The sequence below is a fragment of the Mycobacterium sp. genome, from assembly GCF_019247615.1.
GTDB lineage: Bacteria > Actinomycetota > Actinomycetes > Mycobacteriales > Mycobacteriaceae > Mycobacterium.
This window is the reverse complement of the sequence record NZ_JAFBAT010000169.1, coordinates 1-18,421: the sequence shown is the minus strand read 5'-3', so window position 1 is coordinate 18,421 and position 18,421 is coordinate 1. Positions and strand designations below refer to the sequence as shown.

14 protein-coding genes, 2 pseudogenes and 1 riboswitch are annotated in these 18,421 nt (G+C 65.3%); of the genes and pseudogenes, 2 read left to right on the top strand and 14 right to left on the bottom strand.

From position 1 onward, the window contains the following. The 3 genes and pseudogenes from JO059_RS11400 to kdpF all read right to left on the bottom strand — a co-directional run. A pseudogene (locus JO059_RS11400) lies at window positions 1–1,141 on the bottom strand (potassium-transporting ATPase subunit B); the annotation flags it as partial. Further along, on the bottom strand, window positions 1,141–2,811 hold the full coding sequence (kdpA, locus tag JO059_RS11395) for a potassium-transporting ATPase subunit KdpA (protein WP_293316922.1): 1,671 nt from the start codon (window positions 2,809–2,811) through the stop codon (window positions 1,141–1,143). The pseudogene JO059_RS11400 and the gene kdpA (JO059_RS11395), both read right to left, overlap by 1 nt. Then, window positions 2,811–2,900: a K(+)-transporting ATPase subunit F gene (gene kdpF / locus JO059_RS11390; protein ID WP_293316919.1), complete on the bottom strand. Its 90-nt coding sequence runs from the start codon at window positions 2,898–2,900 to the stop codon at window positions 2,811–2,813. The genes kdpA (JO059_RS11395) and kdpF overlap by 1 nt, the downstream gene beginning before the upstream one ends. Before the next feature lie 433 nt (window positions 2,901–3,333). Here kdpF and JO059_RS11385 point away from each other — a divergent pair, with 433 nt between their 5' ends. Then, the gene (locus JO059_RS11385; protein ID WP_293316916.1) at window positions 3,334–3,906 is read left to right on the top strand and encodes a DUF6611 family protein; all 573 of its coding nucleotides are present in this window, start codon (window positions 3,334–3,336) and stop codon (window positions 3,904–3,906) included. A gap of 106 nt (window positions 3,907–4,012) precedes the next feature. On the opposite strand, the gene kdpA (JO059_RS11380) is transcribed toward JO059_RS11385, so the two are convergent. From kdpA (JO059_RS11380) to JO059_RS11340, 9 genes are all read right to left on the bottom strand, one after another. After that, the gene (gene kdpA / locus JO059_RS11380; protein WP_293316929.1) at window positions 4,013–5,689 is read right to left on the bottom strand and encodes a potassium-transporting ATPase subunit KdpA; all 1,677 of its coding nucleotides are present in this window, start codon (window positions 5,687–5,689) and stop codon (window positions 4,013–4,015) included. Window positions 5,690–5,823: 134 nt separating this feature from the next. Next, window positions 5,824–7,383 carry an LCP family protein gene (locus tag JO059_RS11375; RefSeq protein ID WP_293316913.1) on the bottom strand — a complete coding sequence of 520 codons (1,560 nt, stop codon included), beginning with the start codon at window positions 7,381–7,383 and terminating at the stop codon, window positions 5,824–5,826. Between the two features lie 99 nt (window positions 7,384–7,482). Beyond that, window positions 7,483–9,144, bottom strand: coding sequence for an NRAMP family divalent metal transporter (locus JO059_RS11370; protein WP_293316911.1), 1,662 nt, complete (start codon window positions 9,142–9,144; stop codon window positions 7,483–7,485). Continuing rightward, window positions 9,141–10,475: a CBS domain-containing protein gene (locus tag JO059_RS11365; RefSeq protein WP_293316908.1), complete on the bottom strand. Its 1,335-nt coding sequence runs from the start codon at window positions 10,473–10,475 to the stop codon at window positions 9,141–9,143. The genes JO059_RS11370 and JO059_RS11365 overlap by 4 nt, the downstream gene beginning before the upstream one ends. 102 nt (window positions 10,476–10,577) lie before the next feature. Beyond that, window positions 10,578–11,792 (bottom strand): PPE family protein, encoded by a 1,215-nt coding sequence (locus JO059_RS11360; RefSeq protein ID WP_293316905.1) that lies wholly within the window; start codon window positions 11,790–11,792, stop codon window positions 10,578–10,580. Window positions 11,793–11,824: 32 nt separating this feature from the next. Further along, window positions 11,825–12,961: a PPE family protein gene (locus JO059_RS11355; RefSeq protein ID WP_293316902.1), complete on the bottom strand. Its 1,137-nt coding sequence runs from the start codon at window positions 12,959–12,961 to the stop codon at window positions 11,825–11,827. Between the two features lie 61 nt (window positions 12,962–13,022). Next, window positions 13,023–13,322 (bottom strand): PE family protein, encoded by a 300-nt coding sequence (locus tag JO059_RS11350; protein ID WP_293316900.1) that lies wholly within the window; start codon window positions 13,320–13,322, stop codon window positions 13,023–13,025. Between the two features lie 284 nt (window positions 13,323–13,606). Then, a riboswitch (M-box (ykoK) riboswitch) is annotated at window positions 13,607–13,783 on the bottom strand. Between the two features lie 946 nt (window positions 13,784–14,729). Then, the gene (locus tag JO059_RS11345; RefSeq protein WP_293316897.1) at window positions 14,730–14,978 is read right to left on the bottom strand and encodes a hypothetical protein; all 249 of its coding nucleotides are present in this window, start codon (window positions 14,976–14,978) and stop codon (window positions 14,730–14,732) included. Window positions 14,979–15,261: 283 nt separating this feature from the next. Next, on the bottom strand, window positions 15,262–16,314 hold the full coding sequence (locus JO059_RS11340; RefSeq protein WP_366516194.1) for a tyrosine-type recombinase/integrase: 1,053 nt from the start codon (window positions 16,312–16,314) through the stop codon (window positions 15,262–15,264). A gap of 949 nt (window positions 16,315–17,263) precedes the next feature. Between JO059_RS11340 and JO059_RS11335 the strand changes: the two are divergent. Next, window positions 17,264–17,554 (top strand): annotated as a pseudogene (locus JO059_RS11335) (PPE family protein); the annotation flags it as partial. A gap of 247 nt (window positions 17,555–17,801) precedes the next feature. Here JO059_RS11335 and JO059_RS11330 read toward each other — a convergent pair. Further along, a complete protein-coding gene (locus JO059_RS11330; RefSeq protein WP_085099041.1) occupies window positions 17,802–18,086 on the bottom strand; it encodes a WXG100 family type VII secretion target in 285 nt (94 codons plus the stop codon). A 34-nt stretch (window positions 18,087–18,120) separates the two neighbouring features. Next, entirely contained in the window at window positions 18,121–18,417 is a 297-nt protein-coding gene (locus JO059_RS11325; protein WP_067929734.1) for a WXG100 family type VII secretion target, read from the bottom strand. Window positions 18,418–18,421 lie beyond the last annotated feature (4 nt).

Genomic DNA, 18,421 nt, shown 5'->3' with positions numbered 1-18,421 from the left:
AGCGTCCCTCGGGGGTTTCGTCGGCGAGGCTGGACAACTGCGCGGCGTCGGCCAGCTGCTCGGGGGAGACCCCGTCGAGGGGGATGAAGTCGGCAGCCTGCCGGTTGCCCAGCGTAATGGTGCCGGTCTTGTCGAGCAGCAGGGTATTGACGTCACCGGCGGCTTCCACCGCGCGCCCGGACATTGCCAGCACGTTGCGTTGCACCAGCCGGTCCATGCCGGCGATGCCGATGGCCGACAGCAGCGCGCCGATCGTCGTGGGGATCAGGCACACCAAAAGCGACACCATCACGATCCCGGTGACGCCGTTCATGTCGAGCGCCTGAGTATCCGGGACGCCCGGGTTGTTGGCCTTGGAGTAGATCGCCAGCGGCTGAAGGGTCGCGACGGCGAAGACGAAGATGATCGTTAACGCGGCCAGCAGGATGTTCAGCGCGATCTCGTTCGGGGTCTTCTGCCGGTTGGCGCCCTCGACGAGGGCAATCATCCGGTCGATGAAGCTTTCCCCCGGCTTCTGGGTGATCTTGACGACGATCCGGTCGCTCAGCACGGTGGTGCCGCCGGTGACCGCCGAGCGGTCGCCGCCGGACTCGCGGATCACCGGAGCCGACTCCCCGGTGATCGCCGATTCGTCCACTGAGGCAATGCCTTCCACCACATCACCGTCGCCCGGGATCACCTGCCCGGCCTCGACCACGACGATGTCGCCCTGTTGCAGCAGCGGCGCGGCGACTTCCTCCTCCACGGCCTCAGCCGAGGCGCCGGCCTCCCAGTTCTTGAGGCGCCGCGCCAGGGTGTGACTTTTGGCTCGGCGGAGAGTTTCAGCCTGGGCCTTGCCGCGGCCTTCGGCCACCGCCTCGGCGAGGTTCGCGAAAAGAACTGTCAGCCAAAGCCATACGACGATCAGCCAGGCGAACCAGGTTTCGTTGGCGATCGCCAAGCAGGTGCTCCAGGCGGCGCCAATTTCGACGATGAACATCACCGGGTTGCGCCACAGGGTGCGCGGGTCGAGCTTGCGCAACGCGTCCGGCATCGACTTCCACAGGATTTTCGGGTCCAGTAAGCCGCCCTGCACCCGTTTCGGGAGGGTATGTTCCGCGGGCGACGTCTGCTCGGCGGGATCGACGGTCGTTGCGGTCATCAGTGGATTCCTTCAGCGAGGGGCCCGAGCGCGAGCATGGGCAGGAAAGTGAGGGCCACGAGGATCACCGTGACGCCCGCGACCATTCCGACGAACTGCGGCCGGTGCGTGGGCAGGGTGCCCACCGATTCCGGCGTGTGGCCCTGCTTGGCCAGCGAGCCGGCCAGGGCCAGCACCAGCACCATCGGCAGGAATCTGCCGAAGACCATGGCCAGCCCGAGGGCGGTGTTGTACCAGTTGGTGTTGACGCTGATTCCGGCGAATGCGGACCCGTTGTTGTTGGCGGCGGAGGTGAACGCATACAAGACCTCCGACAGCCCGTGCGGGCCGGTGTTCAGCATGCCGGCGCGTTCGCCCGGCAGTGCCATCGCGATGGCGGTGCCCACCAGCACGATCAGCGGTGTGACCAGGAAATAGCTTGAGGCGAGCTTGATTTCGCGCGGGGTGATCTTCTTACCGAGGTATTCCGGCGTGCGCCCGACCATCAGTCCGGCGACGAACACAGTGATCACCGCCAGGATCAGCATGCCGTAGAGGCCCGAGCCGGTACCGCCGGGCGCGACTTCGCCGAGCTGCATGTTGAACATCGTGATCATGCCGCCGAGGCTAGTGTAGGAGTCGTGGAACGAGTCGACGGCGCCAGTAGAGGTCAGCGTCGTCGAGTCGGCGAAGATCGCCGAATCGGCGATGCCGAACCGCTGCTCGACACCCTCCATCGCGGCCCCGACGGCGGACGGGACCGTTCCGTGGTGCTGCAACTGGAACCACAGCATGAAGCACACGCTGAACGCATACAGCGTCGCCATCACCGACGCGATCGCGTAGCCCTGCTTCTTGCTGCCCACCATGCGCCCGAACGTCCGTGGCAGCGAGAAGCTGATCACCAGCAGTAGGAAAATCTCGAACCAGTTGGTCCACGTCGTCGGGTTCTCGAACGGGTGCGCGGAGTTGGCGTTGTAGAACCCGCCACCGTTGGTGCCGAGCTCCTTGATCGCCTCCTGGCTGGCCACCGGGCCGCCGGTGATCGTCTGCTGCGCTCCGCCGAGGGTGGTGGCGACCTGGTCGTGCAGGTGGAAGTTCTGGATCGCCCCACCGGCGATGAGCAGGATCGCGCTCACGACCGAAAGGGGCAGCAGGATGCGGAATACCGTGCGCACCAGGTCAACCCAGAAGTTGCCGAGGTCGCCTGTGCGCCTGCGGGCGAACCCGCGCACCAGGGCGATGGCCACCGCCATGCCGACGGCGGCCGAGACAAAGTTCTGCACCGCCAGCCCGGCCATCTGCACCAGGTGGCCGTCGGTGGACTCACCGGAGTAGGCCTGCCAGTTGGTGTTGGTGACGAAGCTGACCGCGGTGTTCCACGCCAGCCCGGGCGTCATCTTCGTGGCCGGATCATGCAGGTGCAGCGGTAGCTTGTCTTGCACGAGCTGGAATGCGAACAGGAACAGGATGCTGATCGACGAGAACGCCAACACGCTTCTGGCGTAGGCGCCCCACGTCTGCTCCGAGCGGGAGTCGACTCCGATCAGCCGGTAGACCGCCCGCTCGACGTAGGAGTCCTTCTCTGCTGTGTACACCCGAAACATGTAGTCACCGAAGGGCACGTGCACCACGACCAGTGCCACGACGAGAGTGATCAGGAAGACGATTCCCGCTGCCGTCGCGCTCATCAGAACTTCTCCGGGAGCAGTAGGGCTACCCCGAGGTACAGCGCAAGCAGGACCGAAAGCGCCAAGCCGACGATGTTTTCGTAGCTCACAGTCGTTCGACCAGCTTCTGTGTCAGGCCCAGTACGGCGAATACCGCAACCGTCAGCAAGACGTAGACCAGCACGCCCATCTTGTCTCCGTTCTGCGCCAGTCATGCGCACGCTCAGGCGACCTCATCGAGTTCAGCGAGTACGCGGTACTCGGAGGCAAGGTCAGCTTGAAACTAAATGGGGCAGGTTGGCTAGGGCCTTTGGTTGACGATTTCCTAACGGCACTGCACTGCCCCTTTACGGTTTCTTGACGGCCCCCGCAGGACATGGCGGACTGACGGTTGATCCGCGGAGCGCAACCGGCCCGGGCCGCCACAATGATCAGGCGGCCGGACTGCGCGCGTAAAGGATCCATAAAAGTTCGCGAGCATCGCGTATAGATGGCGTCTGATCCGATCCCCGGCGCCGCGAACCTGGCGTACCCGTGGAATGCATGCGAAGGACAGGGCAGCTGCCCGGTGAAGCGGGTCTTCATAAGCGGGTCCCCACGGCGCTATCAGGCCCCCGGTGGTGGGCGCGCCTGCTCGACGGCGCGCACCCGTGGGGTTTCTACGACGCCGCGGTCGGCCGGTACGGTGTTCGGCGCTATCGGCTGATCGTCTACCCGCCCGGAAGTACCGCCGCCGATCGGCGGCTGGCTCGACTGTGGCGCGGGTGGCCGACAACTGGCGCTGTGCTCGCCCTGGTCGCGGTCCTGTCGTTCGGCGATGTGGTCGCCTCACCCGGCACGGTGCTCGAATACGCTGTGGCCACGTACGTGGGTGTGGGCGCGCTGCTCTTCCTGCGCGCCGGGCCCACCCGCGTACGCGTCAGGACCATGTGGGTCATCGTGCTGCCCGAAGGCGCGGACGTGCGCGAGCTGTGCAAGTACGCGGAATGGCGGATGCTGGTTCACATGCTGACGATGGCCGACCGGATGCTGGCGAGCGGCGCCATCTCAGTGGTCCAGCACGAAGCCACTTGGTGGAAGGCCTACGACCGGCTCGGGGCGATCAGCCATGTCTGATGCGCTGTCGCAGATCCCCGAGGCCGTCGCCGCGGCGTCGGTGTTGCTGACCGTCTACTACGTCGGAAGGCGAAGGCAAGCGAAATTCGATCCTCGCAGGAACCGCCTATCTCGGTAGCGCGTCGGCCGCCGGGCCGAGCGCCAGCGCGGGCAGATACTCCAGACCGACGATGATCACGGTCGCACCCACGATGAGCAACACGAACGTCGGACTGTGCGTGCGCAGGGTTCCGGCGGTGATGACACCGGCCCGCTGGGCCGCGAAGGTTCCGGCGATCGCCAGCACGGCGATGATCGGCAGGAACCGCCCTATCACCATCGCCAGGGCGAGCGCGACGTTGTACCACGTGGTGTTGCCGGAAAATCCGGCGAAGGCGCTGCCGTTGTTTGCCGCCGCACTCGTGAACGCGTAGAGCACCTCGGAGAGCCCGTGGGGGCCGGTGTTGAGCATGGAGGCGCGTTCACCGGGAAGCGCCATGGCCACCGCCGTCCCGATGAGGACCGCCGCGGGGAGGGTCAGGATGTAGATGCTGATGAGTTTCATGTGGCGCGAATGGAGCTGCTGCTTGAGGAATTCCGGTGTCCGTCCGATCATCAGGCCACCGAGGAACGCCGCGAGCAGGGTCATCATCACCAAGCCGTAGAGCCCACTGCCCGGACCGCCGGGCGCGACCTCTCCGAGCATCATGTTGAGCATCAGCACGGCTCCGCCCGCGCTCGCGTAGCTGTCATACGAGGAGTTCGCCGCACCGTCGGCGCCGGCGGTCGCGGCCTGACCGAAGATGGCGCTGCCGGGCACGCCGAAGCGGGTCTCGGTGCCTTCCGTCGCCGCCCCGACGGCGTGGATGACGGTGCCGTTCGTCACGAGATCCGCGGCGATGATCGCCACGGTGCCCATGACGAACAGTATTGCGGCTGCGCCGAATAGGGCCCAACCCTGTTTCTTCTCGCCGACCATCACCCCGAAGGTTCTGATGAACGCCACCGGAATCAAGAGCATCGCAACGATTTCGACGACGTTGGTAAGCGGCGTCGGGTTCTCGAAGGGGTGGGCGCTGTTCGCGTTGAAGGCGCCACCGCCGTCACCGGACATGAGCTTGATCGATTCCCACGTCGCGACCGGGCCGCCGAGAATGGTCTGACGCCCGCCGGCCAAGGTGGTGATTTCCTGCGGTCCGGCCAGGTTGTTGACCACTCCGAGGGCGAGCAAGATCAGCGTCACGACGATCGACAGCGGAACGAGGATGCGCACCACCGTTCGCACCAGGTCCACCCAGAAGTTGCCGATTTCTTCGCTCCGGTACTGCGACAGTCCCCGGATCAACGCGACGGCGACACACATCCCGACCGCGCAGCTGGCGAACGCCTGAACACCCAAACCGCTCAGCAACCCCACATGCCCGAGAGTGGTCTCGCCGGGATAGTTCTGCCAGCTGGTGTTCGTCACGAAGGAGACCGCGGTGTTGAAAGCCAGCGCGGGCGTCATTCCCTTATGGCCCCACGGCTGCGGCAGCAGCGTCTGCACCAGTAACAGCCCGTAGAGGAAGAGCACGCTGACGGCGGAGAACGCCAGCACCGACGTGCCGTACTTCGCCCACCGCTGCCCGTCGTTGGGTTGAGCACCAATCAGCCGGTAGCAGACCTTTTCGACACGCCAGTGTCGGGCATCGGCGTAGACGGCGGCCATGTAGTTTCCGAGCGGGACATGTAACGTCACGACCAAAACGACGATCGCGGCGACTTGAAGCCAGGCCGCCGTTCCCCATTGAGACGGATTGTCGATGGGAATGCTCCTAACCGGACGCGGGCCATCCGAAGAAAAGTTACGACGGAGACGGCCAGACGTGCCAGCCATTACGCAATTCCTACGTCATATCCCGTTTCATTAACGCAATATTGATCGCCGCCCTCGGTCGATCACTTGATGCAGGGGATGCTTGTCGCGGTCATGAGGCTGAGGTCGGTCGGTGCCGGAGCGCGCTCACCGGTGCCGGTCGCCGCCACGGCGGTAACCGCACCGGACCCGGATGCGTCGAGCGAGTCATCGCGATGGGCGAGGTAGTCGCCGGCGGGAAACCGGCTTCCCACGGTCAGCCGAACGGTCCCGGGCAATACGGTGTCGCTGGGCGTTGCCGAGAGGTGCAGTTGGTCGGCCAACACCTGCGCGGCGCGGTCGGCTCCCGGCCCATATTCGATGGCGCTGTCGCCGACCGGGACCGCCGCTGTGGTGGCCCTACCCCGGGTGAAGCCCCGGCCCGAAAACGCCTCCTCGATCCCGGCGGCCAGCCCGTCGCGGGACGTGGCGTTCACAACGTCCAAAACCACAGGTTGGTCCAGCGCGGGTGGCTGGGTGGCCGTCGGCGCGGCATCCAGCGCGGCTGGTATGTCGGAGAACAAGCGCGCGTGCACGATTCGCCGAATGGTCGGAATGTCGACGACGTTGACGTCGGAACCATTCGCATCCTTGGTGAAGCCAGAGATGGGCAGCGTGTATAACGACATCGGTCGGTCCATCAGTTGGGACGCCCGTGACATGAGGTCGCCCATGTTCAATCCGGAGTCGACCGCGACGTTGTCACGCGCCACCTGAAGCAGGTTGCTCAGCCCGCTCAAGCTGGACAGGGCACCGCCCCGGCGGGCCGCGCTCACCAACGACACCAGGAACGCCTGCTGGCGGCGGGTACGGTCGAAATCGGTGAAGTAGCCATCGTTTTCGTCGCGCCGCTGCCGCACGAAAGCCATTGCCTGCGCGGCATCGATCCGTTGAGTCCCTTGATGGAAGTCCGCACCTGAGTAGCCATCGCGGGTGTCTGCGTTGAGGCACACAGTGAGGGGCTCGACAACCTTGGCTATCTGGAAGAACGCGCCGAGCGTGACCTCGACGAAATGGTCCACCGTGATACCCAGAAAGTCCGTCACCGAGTCGATTTCGGCCTTGCGGCCTGCCTCGCGCGCGATCTGTTCGCGGGCGGCCAGATCGTTGGCGCCGGCGGTGTCCGGATTAGCGGCCTGCGAATTCAAGGACTGCTGATATGCCAGCCCGTATGCCTGTTTGACCTTGCCCATGCACACCGACCCCGGGCATCCCCGCAACTCGACGTAGTCGTCGCGGGGAATCGATACCGCGGTAACCGGACCCTCACCACCCGGGACATGCACGACGATCAGGACATTCGCGTTGTAGCCGCCCGAGGTCTCGTCACCGGCATGCAGGGCCTGATACATTTCCGCCGGCAGCGGCCGACCATACTGATCCAACCGACTGTCCAGGCCCATGAGCAGAACGTTTTGATCGGCTCCCGGTGGCGTCGGTGCACCCGCAAGTGCGTGGGAGATGATGATCTTGCCCAGCGCCGTGTGATAACCGGTCCACCCGATTCCGGTAATCGCCATCACGAAAGCCGAAGCCAGGCTGGCAATTAGCCGCCCTTTGAGCAGCACCCATCCCGCTGGTTGATCAGATCCGTTGCCACTCATAATGAGTGACCATTGTCCCTAATCGGAGCGCGAATCCCCGGTAGCCGCGACCGCGAGTCATAGCAGCTTTTCGACCCCTAGGGCTTGCGCTCCGCCATGCTATCGACCGCTGATCTGGACTGCTTTGACGATCAGAAGCAGGGCTCCGATGACGAGGTACGCGCGAAGGGCGATCATGCCGAGTCGGGTGCCGGGGGACCATCTGACAGGTTCGAGAAGTGTCAGTGGTGGCATGCGCCAGGTGTTGCGGTCGATGGGGCGGGCCGGGCTTTTGGGGGACGGGGGGCTGGGCTGGCGGCGGGCCATCCACCGCAGTATCGGTATCGCGGCAGCGGTCAGGAGGACCAGGGCTAGGGCGAGGTAGCCGGCGAGGGCGATGACGTTGAGGCCGTGGAACATGGTGGTGGCCATCAGGATTCCCGAGAGCAGCAACAGGGTGCCGACGATCAGCCCGGCGACCCAGTTGAGCCAGGGCCGATTCACCCAGGGCCCCAGCACTTGCCGGTCGTTGCACAACAGCAGCAAAAAGACGCTGGCGCTGGGCAGCAGCAGCCCGGCAAGGGCCTGCACCGCCGTGGTAATCAACCCGAGCGGGGCGCCGGGGATCAGCACGATGGCCGCGGCCAGTACCACCATCGCGGTGTAGGACAGGTAGAACTGCTTGGCGTCGGCGAACCCGCGGTGCAGCGAGTGCTTGAGGCCGAACACGTCGCCGAAGGCGTAGCTAGTGGCCAGGGTCACCGCGGCGGCACCGATGATAGAGGCGTCCATGAGCACGATGGCGAAAATCGCGCCCAGCGCCGCACTGTGCTGGCCCAGCAGCGAAGCGATAGCGCCGGCGTCGGTGAAATTGCCCGCGGTGTCGGTCGAGCGCGCCGCCCAATCGCCGGTCATCAGGAGCGCAGCGGCGCCGATTATCACCACGAAGGCCCCTATGACGGTGTCGGCGCGTTCATAGGCCATGAACCGGGGCGTGATGCGTTTGTCGACGACGTTCGACTGCTGGAAAAACAGCTGCCAGGGGGCCACCGTGGTGCCGACGATGGCGATGATCAGCAGCACCGCATCCGAGCTCACCCCACCTGAGATGCTCGGCACCACAAATGATTTCGCTGCGTGCGCCCATTGCGGGTGTGACATCAGCAGCATCGGTATCTGCAGCAAGGTGATCGCGATGAAGACGAACATGGCCCGCTCCCAACGTCGGAAGCTGCCGGTGGCCATGATCGCCACCAGTGCGACCGCCGAGATCGGCACCACCACGTATTTGGAGACACCGATGTAGTCCGCAGCCAACGTGATGCCGATGAACTCGGTGACGATGGTCAAAAAGTTCAGCAGGAACAGGTCGCCGACCGAAAACCAACCCCAGCCCCGCCCGAAGCGTTCGTTGATCAGCCGCGCATGCCCCACCCCGGTCACCGCGCCGAGCCGGACCACCATTTCCTGATTGACGATGAGCACCGGGATCAGCAGAAACAGCACCCACAGCAGCGAATAGCCGTAGTTCTGGCCGGCCTGGGCGTAGGTGGCCACCCCGCCGGCGTCATTGTCGCCGACCATCACGATGATCCCGGGACCGACGATGGCCAGCAGCGTCAACAGCCGGGTCTTCCAGGTCCGGGCATCGTCCGCCTCGGCTAACTTGATTCGCCCGAACGCACCTTCGATGTCCCCCAGGTGCGCGCTGTCGAGCACCGCACTGCGGTGGACCTCGTACGGTGCCACAGTTTGGATGGTCTCGTCCGCGCTTGAGGTCATGGCGTCTCACCTCCCAGGACAGGGGCCTCGGTGTCGTCGGGCACGGAGATTTCGCGAAGCGGGCGGGGCGCGGGTTCACGCCGGCGCCAGTCCTCGGGGATGGTCGCTTCCAGCACGTCGTCAACGGTGACCACCCCAAGCACTCGGTCCTGTTCGTCGACGACGGGGATCGAGTAGAGGTTGAAGTCGGCCATCAAAAGTGCGATATCGGTGAGGTCGGCGTCGGCGCTGACGCACACTGGGTCGCAATCCATCAGTGCCCCAACACTTTCGCTTGGTTCAGCCTGCAGCATGTTGACCACCGACACGACTCCGACGAGCCGTCGGTCCTCGTCGAGGACGTGCACCTTGACCAACGCCTCCGGTTGAACGTTGCGGGCCGCCGCGATCAGCGCCAGAGCCGAGCCCACGGCGGCGCTGGCGGCGCACGAGACGAAGTCCACGTTCATCAAACCGCCCGCGCTGTCGTGGTTGAACCCCATCAGGGTGATCACCTTGGTCCGCTGAGGGGCGGGCATCAGGTCCAGCACGCGCCGGCGTCGGGACTGGCGCAGGTCCGCGATCGCGTCGGCGGCGTCGTCGGCGCGCATCCGGCCCAACACCGCGGCGATCTCGTCGTCGGGCATGTCATCGAAGAGGCGGCTCGCCTTTTCGGGGTCCAGCTCCTCGAACACGTCGGCCTCCAATTCGGGATCACGGCGAACCCGGTCGAGGATTTCGCCGCCTTCGGCCTTGTCGGCTTCCTCGAGCAGGTCGGCGATTTCGGCCGGTTTGAACCCGCCGACCCGACCCCAGTGGCGGCGTACCGCATCAGAGCGGACGTGACCAATCAGTGGTTCGAACGCCTTCCAATCGCGCGGCGCTTGGCTACCTGAGCCCTTGATCAGGCCGAAAAACCTTGGGGGCCGGCGGGTGTCCAAGCGGGTAACCACCCACCCGACGCCAGTGTCTTCGAGCCTGACGTCATACGCGCGTACTAACTCCACTGCGGCCACGTCGATTAGCCGGTGGCCGAGCACGTCCGCGCGGAGCAGCACCTCGCCATCGCGCCGCTCGAAACTGCGGAGGTTAACCTTGTTCTTGGCCAACACCACTTGCTCCGGGGCCAATTCGTGAATGGCCTGGCTGCCGACGAACACCGACCGCCCGCCGAGCGCGGCCACGATCCCAGTCACCAGCGGATACTCGTCGGCGCCCCGGAGCCGAACGATGACATCCTCGACGCGGCCAACAGCCTCACCGGACCGTGCCAGCACCGGCCCGCCCAGCAGCTGAGAAAGATTGATTACCGGCAGGACTTCGCGGGATTCCGCGGTCTCTGATGTGCTCACTTGACCCTCCTGAATCACTTCCGGTTTTCCGAGACCTTCTGCCGGCAACCGCCGCGTGGGACGGTGAAGCGTCGACATCGTCGTTGCTTCAGTTCGACGTCGCTAACCAGCGGCGGGCGGGCGCCCCAGTATGCGGGGGCGGAACCCGTAGATGGGGGTGCTGAACTCGTCTTCACCCGTGTCCACGATGCCGCCCAGCGGCACGCCGGGCACGCCCACCTGCCCCACGTCTTCCATCACCATCGGGGTGGCGCCGAAGCCCTGATACGCGCCTGCGCCGATTTGCGTGGTTGTCAGAGCCGCGGGGTTGATCGTCGCCCCGCTCGCCCCCCAGCCAGGCGGCACCGATAAGGCTCCGACCATGTTCGCCCGAGCCATCTCCGCGGTGGCCAGGCCCGGCAGGCCCGCCGATGCGGTCTCCGCCTGGCTGAGGCCGGCGGCCGCATTCGCCGCGCCCGCCGCGGCACTGCCCGCCGCGCTGTTGGTCGGTGTGTAAGCCACCGCGGTATCGACGAACGTCGTCGGGTTGAGTATCGCGTTGGTGGTGAACGCGTTGGAAAGACCGGCGACTGAGGCGTTGTTCACGAAACTTCCGAAAAGCGACCCGTTGCTCCCATCCAGGAAGTTCAGCACTCCGGCAAGCCCCGTGGTGGACGTATTCGTGTTGGGTGCGAGCCCAAGCCACGCGGGCAGGGCGGAAAGCGATGTGGGCAAATTGGCGGCTGGACTCGTCGACGAGGTTTTCGTGGCTTGTGCAACCGCGCTGCCCTGATTGGCCGCGCCGGCGGCGTTGACGCTGGACCGCGGCGCGGTGAAGGGCGTCAATTGCGTCGCTGCCTTGGATGCGCTGGCGTAGCCGTTCATCGCGGCGGCGTCTTGAGCCCACATTTCCGAATATTGGGCTTCAGTGGCCGCGATCGCCCCGGTGTTTTGACCGAAAAGGTTTGTCGCCACCAGGTTCGACAGTTGCGCCCGGTTGGCCGCGATGACCGCTGGGGGCACCGTCATGGCGAACGCTGACTCGTAGGCGGCAGCGGCCGCGTGGGCCTGTGTGCCCGCCTGCTCGGCCTGGGCGGCGGTTGTGCTCAACCAGTCCAGATACGGTGCAACCGCGGTCACCATCAGCATCGACGAAGGACCGAACCAGCTTTCGCCGGTCAGCCCGGCAACCACCGAGTCGTAAGATGCTGAAGCGGAACGCATTTCGGCGGCCATCGTGTTCCAGGCCGAGGCGGCGGCGAGCATAGATGCCGACCCGGGACCCGCATACATTCTGGCAGAGTTGATTTCTGGCGGTAATGCCGCAAAATCGATCATGACAATTTTCCTTGGTCTCCTGAGGTTTTCGTTTATCCGGCGGCCGGCGGACGCGGCATGACGACGGGGCGGAACCCGTATTTTGGAATGGCCCGGCGTATCCGCCTTCCGGTGCCCACCATCGGCGCCCCATAGCCTCCCGGCCCGCCGTCACCGCTTGTCCCGATGTCGCCGAGGCCGGTGGCCGGCGTCGCTGTTGTCGCCGGGGTGATGTTCGCTGCAGAGGTCCAGCTCGGGGGCACCGACACCGAGCCCACCAGATGCGCATTTCCCACCTCGGCCGATGCGCCGGCGCCCAGTGCTGGTAGGCCCGCAGAGCTCAGCGCGTTGGCCGCCGAAGCGCCCGCGTCCGCCGCAGCTCCGGCCGCGCCACCAGCCGCCCCGGCCGCCTGGTTGTTCAGGTTGTTGACACCCGCGACGGTGGCCAGGATGATCTGCGGATTGAACGGGCCGCCGGCAAGTGCGCCATTGATGGTCATGGTGCTGGCGAAGTTGCCGCTGAAGAACGTCCCTATCGCGGAACCGTTCGTACCGGCCAGCGTGCTGGCCAGGTACGTCTTCAGTGATCCAAGGGGACCGGAGGCGGCAGCGTCCGAGGCCGCCGACGACAATATCGACTGGCCGGTCCCTGCCGGTGTTTTGGCCGCTTGGGCAACAGCGTTGGCTTGGTTGCCAATTCCGTCGGCATTGGTGGGGGACCGCGGCGAGGTGAACGGCGTCAACTCGGCTGCGATGCTCGAGGCGCTGGCGTACCCGTTCATCGCGGCCGCGTCTTGCGCCCACATTTCGGCATATTGCGCCTCGGTGGCCGCGATCGCCGGGGTGTTCTGCCCGAAGACGTTGGTCGCCACCAGCGTTGCGAGTTGGGCACGGTTGGCCGCGACGGCCATCGGCGGAACCGTCATGGCGAAAGCGGTCTCGTAGGCGGTCGCCGCCGCGTGCGCCTGGAAGCCGGCGTGCTCCGCCTGGGTGGCGGTGGTGCTCAACCACTCCACGTACGGTGCCGCCGCCGCCAACATCGATAGCGACGACGGGCCGTACCAACCTCCGCTGGTCAGCTCAGCGAGCACGGAGCCGTAATTGATGGCCGCAGAATGCATTTCAGCGGCCATCGTGTTCCAGGCCGCGGCGGCGGCCAGCATCGGACCCGATCCGGGTCCGGAATACATTCTGGCCGAGTTCAATTCAGGCGGAATTGCCGCGAAATCGATCACTTGTCCCCCTAGACGCTTACCGGGCCGCGGCCGCGTTGGCCGCCTCGGTAGCCGCGTACGAGGCGGCGCTGGTCTGTAGCGTGGCTACGAACATCTGGTGCAATGCGGCGGCCTGGGCGCTCAACGCATCAAAAGTCTGGGCGTGAGCGGCGAACTTTGCCGCGGTGACAAATGACACGTCATCGGCGGCTGCGGGCACCACGCTGTTCATTGGTGCGGCGCTGGCGGCGTGCTGGGCGGCCAGCGTCGAGCCGATCTGCTGCAGGCGGCTGGCCGCGCCGGCCAGCGATTCCGGCTGAGTAGTGACAAACTCCATCGGGCTTTCTCCTCACGCTGATTAGCAAGGCTGGGCTGTGGGCGTGGCAAGGCCACACGCCACCGTCACATCTCGAGCGGCGCTCAGATGTGAGAATTGGCTTGTTACTGGGCGATTCAGGCGATGCCGACGCCGCGGAGGGGCCGAAGCGAAACGCCGGTGAATCGTGCACGGGGTCTATGACTATCGGACGGGCTCAGTTTCGCTCTCACCTCCTCACGGCCGGGGCATCCAGGACGCCACCTAGTGCACATGGGATGAAAAGCCCGGCCACGCGGCCGAACCCGGCACCCCTCTCGTCAGAGCTTCGGCACCACACGGCGTATCCGGCCCAGCGGGGGTCGGAAGCCACTTGGGCTCAACCCTTAATCCGGGAGGAGCTGTCCTGACCCTGGGCGTCTTTCGACGTTCGAGGTCAGTGGCCTGTATCCGTGCAGACGCCTCACCTAGCGAGGTGCTTGCGGGGCCATAGTGCACCGCACAGCCGCGTGGAGTCAAGAAACCCGCGACGTGATTGCAACAGTTCATTTGTACGACGGCATTTGGCCATCCATCGAATGGCCATTCCGGAGCGCTTCCTGAGGACATTGCAAATTTTACGTACTTAGCGACGCCGAGAATCGGTACGCCATGTTCTGGATCTTTATGGATTCTTGACGGTTGCCGGGGCGCCGCTGCAGCTATGAGGTGGCGGACTGACATCATGGCAAAGGGCTCCTAGGGTTCCGGGCGGCCCAATTGTGAGCACCGGCTACGAGCGAATCGGCCTTTGTATCTTGGCCGACATGAAGAATGGACAATCGTAATATTCGACGTTCGCCGTGCCGCCAAGTTCGGCAGGCTGGCGCTGCCAGCGTTGGAGCTAGCTAGCTGGCCAACGGCCCCCGATCACGGCCGCCGACTCGCCTTGGCTTCTTGACCGCGGGTCCGCGGTCGTCGTCGCTCCGCCGAACGTGACGCCGAGTTCGGCATTCGATCCGTGCGGCACCACTCTTAGGTCGGGAATATCAGGCCGGCGTTGTGCGAGTAGGCGAAAGTATCGCCGGATGATGCGCTGCGGAATGTCGACCTATTCATTCATGCCAAAACGGCAATTTGAGCGCAGAGCCAGACACTTAGGGCGGAGAAGGGTCCGTTGTGCCGCGCATGCGAGACCTTTCCCATTCTCAACGGTGAGAAACACATGGGTTCAACCGCAGGGTCGCAATAAGCGCGCGATTGCCATCGGGAGTACTGGTGCGATGGGTGCCGGACCCGTCCGACCGGGACGCATGCGCCCGGGCGAACCGCTCGAACACGCGGGGGAGAAGGCCCGCGTCAATCCCAGTAAAGCTCTTGCACACGTCGGCCACCTCGACCAGCACGTCGTCGTGTCGAGTCATGCGAAACCTCCGTCGGACAAGGGCGTTAAGCCAACGAGAACCTGCGCTCTGACAGTGCGTAGAGCCGCCGCCAGAACAGCCGGTTCATCCCCACCACATAGAAGCTCATAACGATGACGCCGACGAGGATGTGTGCGGAGTCGCCGTTGGCGGTGGCGCTTTTGATGTAGGCGCCCAGCCCGGTCGCAGACAGGGTCGTGCCGTGGTAGCTGACGACTTCGGCGACGATCGACGCGTTCCACGCCCCGCCCGCGGCGGTGATGCCGCCGGTCACGTAACTGGCGAAGATGGCTGGGAGAATCAGGCTGCGCTACCTATTGGCTTGACCGGATCGAAGTAGGCACGCTAATCAACGGTAATTACTTGCGGCGGAATAATTCTCGCCCGGGCCGGCCCGTGTCCGGCTCAGGCCATTTATTTGCCCTGAAATACCCGGCTAGTGCAGAAATTTGCACCGCTACGTATCAGTATTGGTACCGCTGCTGGTGCCGGATGTGCCAGTTCTGACAGCGCGGCGGCGATCTCCGCATCGCGACCGCTCACGTTGCCCTGATAAGTCAGCGACGCCTTGACCGTGGAATGCCCCAGCCGGGCCATCGACTCGGCCAGCGTCCCGACGCGGGCCACCTGCGTCCCGGCGAAGTGCCGCAGATCGTGAATGCGGAGATTCCCGCGCTAATCTTCTGCAACGCCGGGTCGATCGCATCGCGGAAAACCCGGTCGTTCATGTGACATCCGCCGCGTGCCGGTGCGAACACGAGAGCTTCGGCGTCCTCGGTCGTGAACGTGTCCAGATGATGCTTGAGGTCGGCGCGGATGTGCGGCGGCACCACGACGGCGCGCGGCTTACCGGACTTGGTGGTGCCGATGTCACATCGCTTGTTGCGGTGCGTGACCGCACCGCGCACGAAGATCACTTCGGCGTCGTTCTCGATGTCCTTGCGGCGAAGCTCGGTGACCTCGCCCCAGCGCAATCCGCACCACGCCGACACCAGCACCAGCGCCCGCAGCCGCTCGGGCACGTCGTCGGCCAGCGCGGCCAACTCGGGCACGGTCAGGATGACCGGCTCGCGCTTTCTGTGCGGGTTCATCACGCTTTTGATGTGGCACGGGTTCGACGGGATCAGGCCATCGGTGACCGCCGTCGCCAAGACCGCGTGCAGCAGGCCGTAGGCGTGGCTGTTCCGTCGGGTGTGCTCGGTGCCCAGCCCGGCGAACCATGACCGGACGGCCTCGGGCGTGACGGCGGGAAGTTCCAACTTGCCGATCGTGTCGTTGACGTGCAGCCGCAACTTGGACTTATACCCATCGCGGGTGCGCGGCTTGACCGGGCGGTGCTCGACCCACTTCGCGGCGTACTCGCCAAGGGTCATCGCGCGGACTGAGCGGGCCGCTGCGGGCTCCGCGGGCGGCGTCCAGGTTCCGGCTTCCATCAGCTCGCGTTCATCGCCTAACCATTTCTGGGCGCGGACCTTCCCGTCCCGGCTGTTGGTGTAGGTCATCGGCGCGCTTTGCCGACGCCGGTCGGGTCCGATGTAGGACGCCTGCAAGTTGCCGCTCGGCAGCTTCCGAATGTGTCCCCAGCCGCGTGCGCCCGCCTTACCCGCCATTTTGTGAATGGTGTTGCCAGGAGGGCTGGTATGGCGGACAAGGCATGTCCGTCTGGCTGCAGAATGCACCGCTGCCCCTTCCGCCTCCCTCCAGTTGGCAATGGCGTACGTGCATAACGCAGTCCGCGTGAGCCTCCGCGGTGCTTGCGAGCAGCGCCAATGCCGTTAATACAGCGATGGCCGCCGCTTGTAACGATCTCAACGTTCCCTCCCGGGCGTGCGATCTTCGTGCGATCCTTACACGCTACCCGCGAGCACTCGCCAGCGCATCGAAAGGATTGCGGCGACTGCATCGACGCTGCTAGATGGCGGTTTTCGCAGGTCCGGCTACTTGGGTCGATTTGCCGAACCGGCTAATTCGAGTCCCGTCCCGCCACCAGTGTGATGTCTCAGGACATCGTTGACAGGTGTCCCGAGACATGGTTTACACGCTCGGTCCAGCCGTAGGGTACCGCGAAAGGCCGAGCCCACCGAGTACCAATATCGCCGGAACCAGCCACAAATTGGTCCGCAGCTCTTCACGGCGCCACTGCCGCCACACTGCCACGGCGGATATCTAACTGGCGGGCGCCAATTCGCGTTCCGCCTCGACCTTCACGACGTTCGCGCCGCCACCGCGGACGACGAACCCGGGCGGGCTGGCTGCCCGGGCCGGCGCGGTCGCACAAACGGCGAATGCCAAGGCCCAGACGGCGTCGGCGCAGCTGATGTCCTCGGTAACCCAAGCGCTGCAAGGCCTTTCAACCCCCGGCTCATCATCGGCGCTGGGCACCTGGCAGGGCTGGTGTCGTCGGGCGCGTCGTCCCCGGCGAGTGCGGTGTCGAGTATCAGCGGCGCGTCGGGCAAAACCGCTACCAAGGGTGCCGGCGCCGCGGCGGGGGCCGTGTCCGGCTTGACCTCGAGCCTCACACCATTGTTCGGCGGGAGCGGGGCGACCGCCCTGTTCGACATGGTGGGCGTCGGCTCCGATCTGGCGGGACTGGGCGGCGACGGTGCGGGCCTGGGTTCCGACGCCGCCGGGCTGGGTTTCGACGGGTATGGCCTGAGCCTGGACTTCGCGGGCCTGGATTCGCTTTCCGGAGCCGACGGTGCGGCCGCGAGCGGCCTGGGGCCGGCGGCCGGTCTTGGCTCGGGCGCATCGGCGAGCGTGGGCCAAGCGGCGTCGCTCGGAACCTTGTCGGTGCCGCCGAGCTGGGCCGACGCGGTGTCGTCAGTCACGCCGCTGACCGTCCTCGATGCCGGCGCAGCGCCGGCCGGGGGAGCGCGCCGGGGTCGGTTGCCGGTTCCGCCATCTCCAAATTGCCGTTGGGCGGCATGGTCGGGCGCGAGTCCGACGGGGCGGTCAGCGGATCGGATTCCGCGCTTCGGTGATTCCGCGCTCACCCGTGGCCGGGTAAGAGCGGCTCTAGCGGGGTGCATACGAAGACCTACACAAAGACCGGGGCCGCACACCGATCGGTGTGCGGCCCCGGCCGTAGGTTGCGGCGTTACGCCCAGCTGGACCCAACGGCGCTGTCGGTGCTCGCCATGTTGCTGCCGGCGGTCTGCACCTTCTGGCCGTGAGCGTTGGCCTGCTCGTAGATCACCTGGAAGTTGCGACCCAACTGGGTGATGAACTCCTGGCAGGCCACCGAACCGGCGCCACCCCAGAAGTCACCGGCGGCCAGCACATCACGAACGATCGCCTGGTGCTCGGCCTCCAACGAGGCGGCCTGCGCGCGAATCGTGGCGCCATGGGCGTCCACGTCGCCGAACTGGTAATTAATGGTCATGTTTAGTTCCTCCTAAGTCAGAAAGTGGTGGCGGCTAGCTGCCGAGGATTTGCTGCGAGGCCTGCTCTTGCTGCTCGTAGTTGTTGGCGTCGCGGATCAGACCGTCACGCACCCCGTGCAGCATGTTCACAATGTTGCGGAACGCCTGGTTAACCTGACCCATGGTGTCATACGAGGTCGCCTGCGCCTGCCCGCTCCAGCCCGCGCCCGCGATGTTCATCGACGACGCCCACATCTTGCGGGCCTCGTCCTCAACCGTCTGCGCGTGCACCTCAAAACGACCCGCCATCGCCCGCATCTCGTGCGGGTCAGTCATAAAACGTGTTGCCATGTTG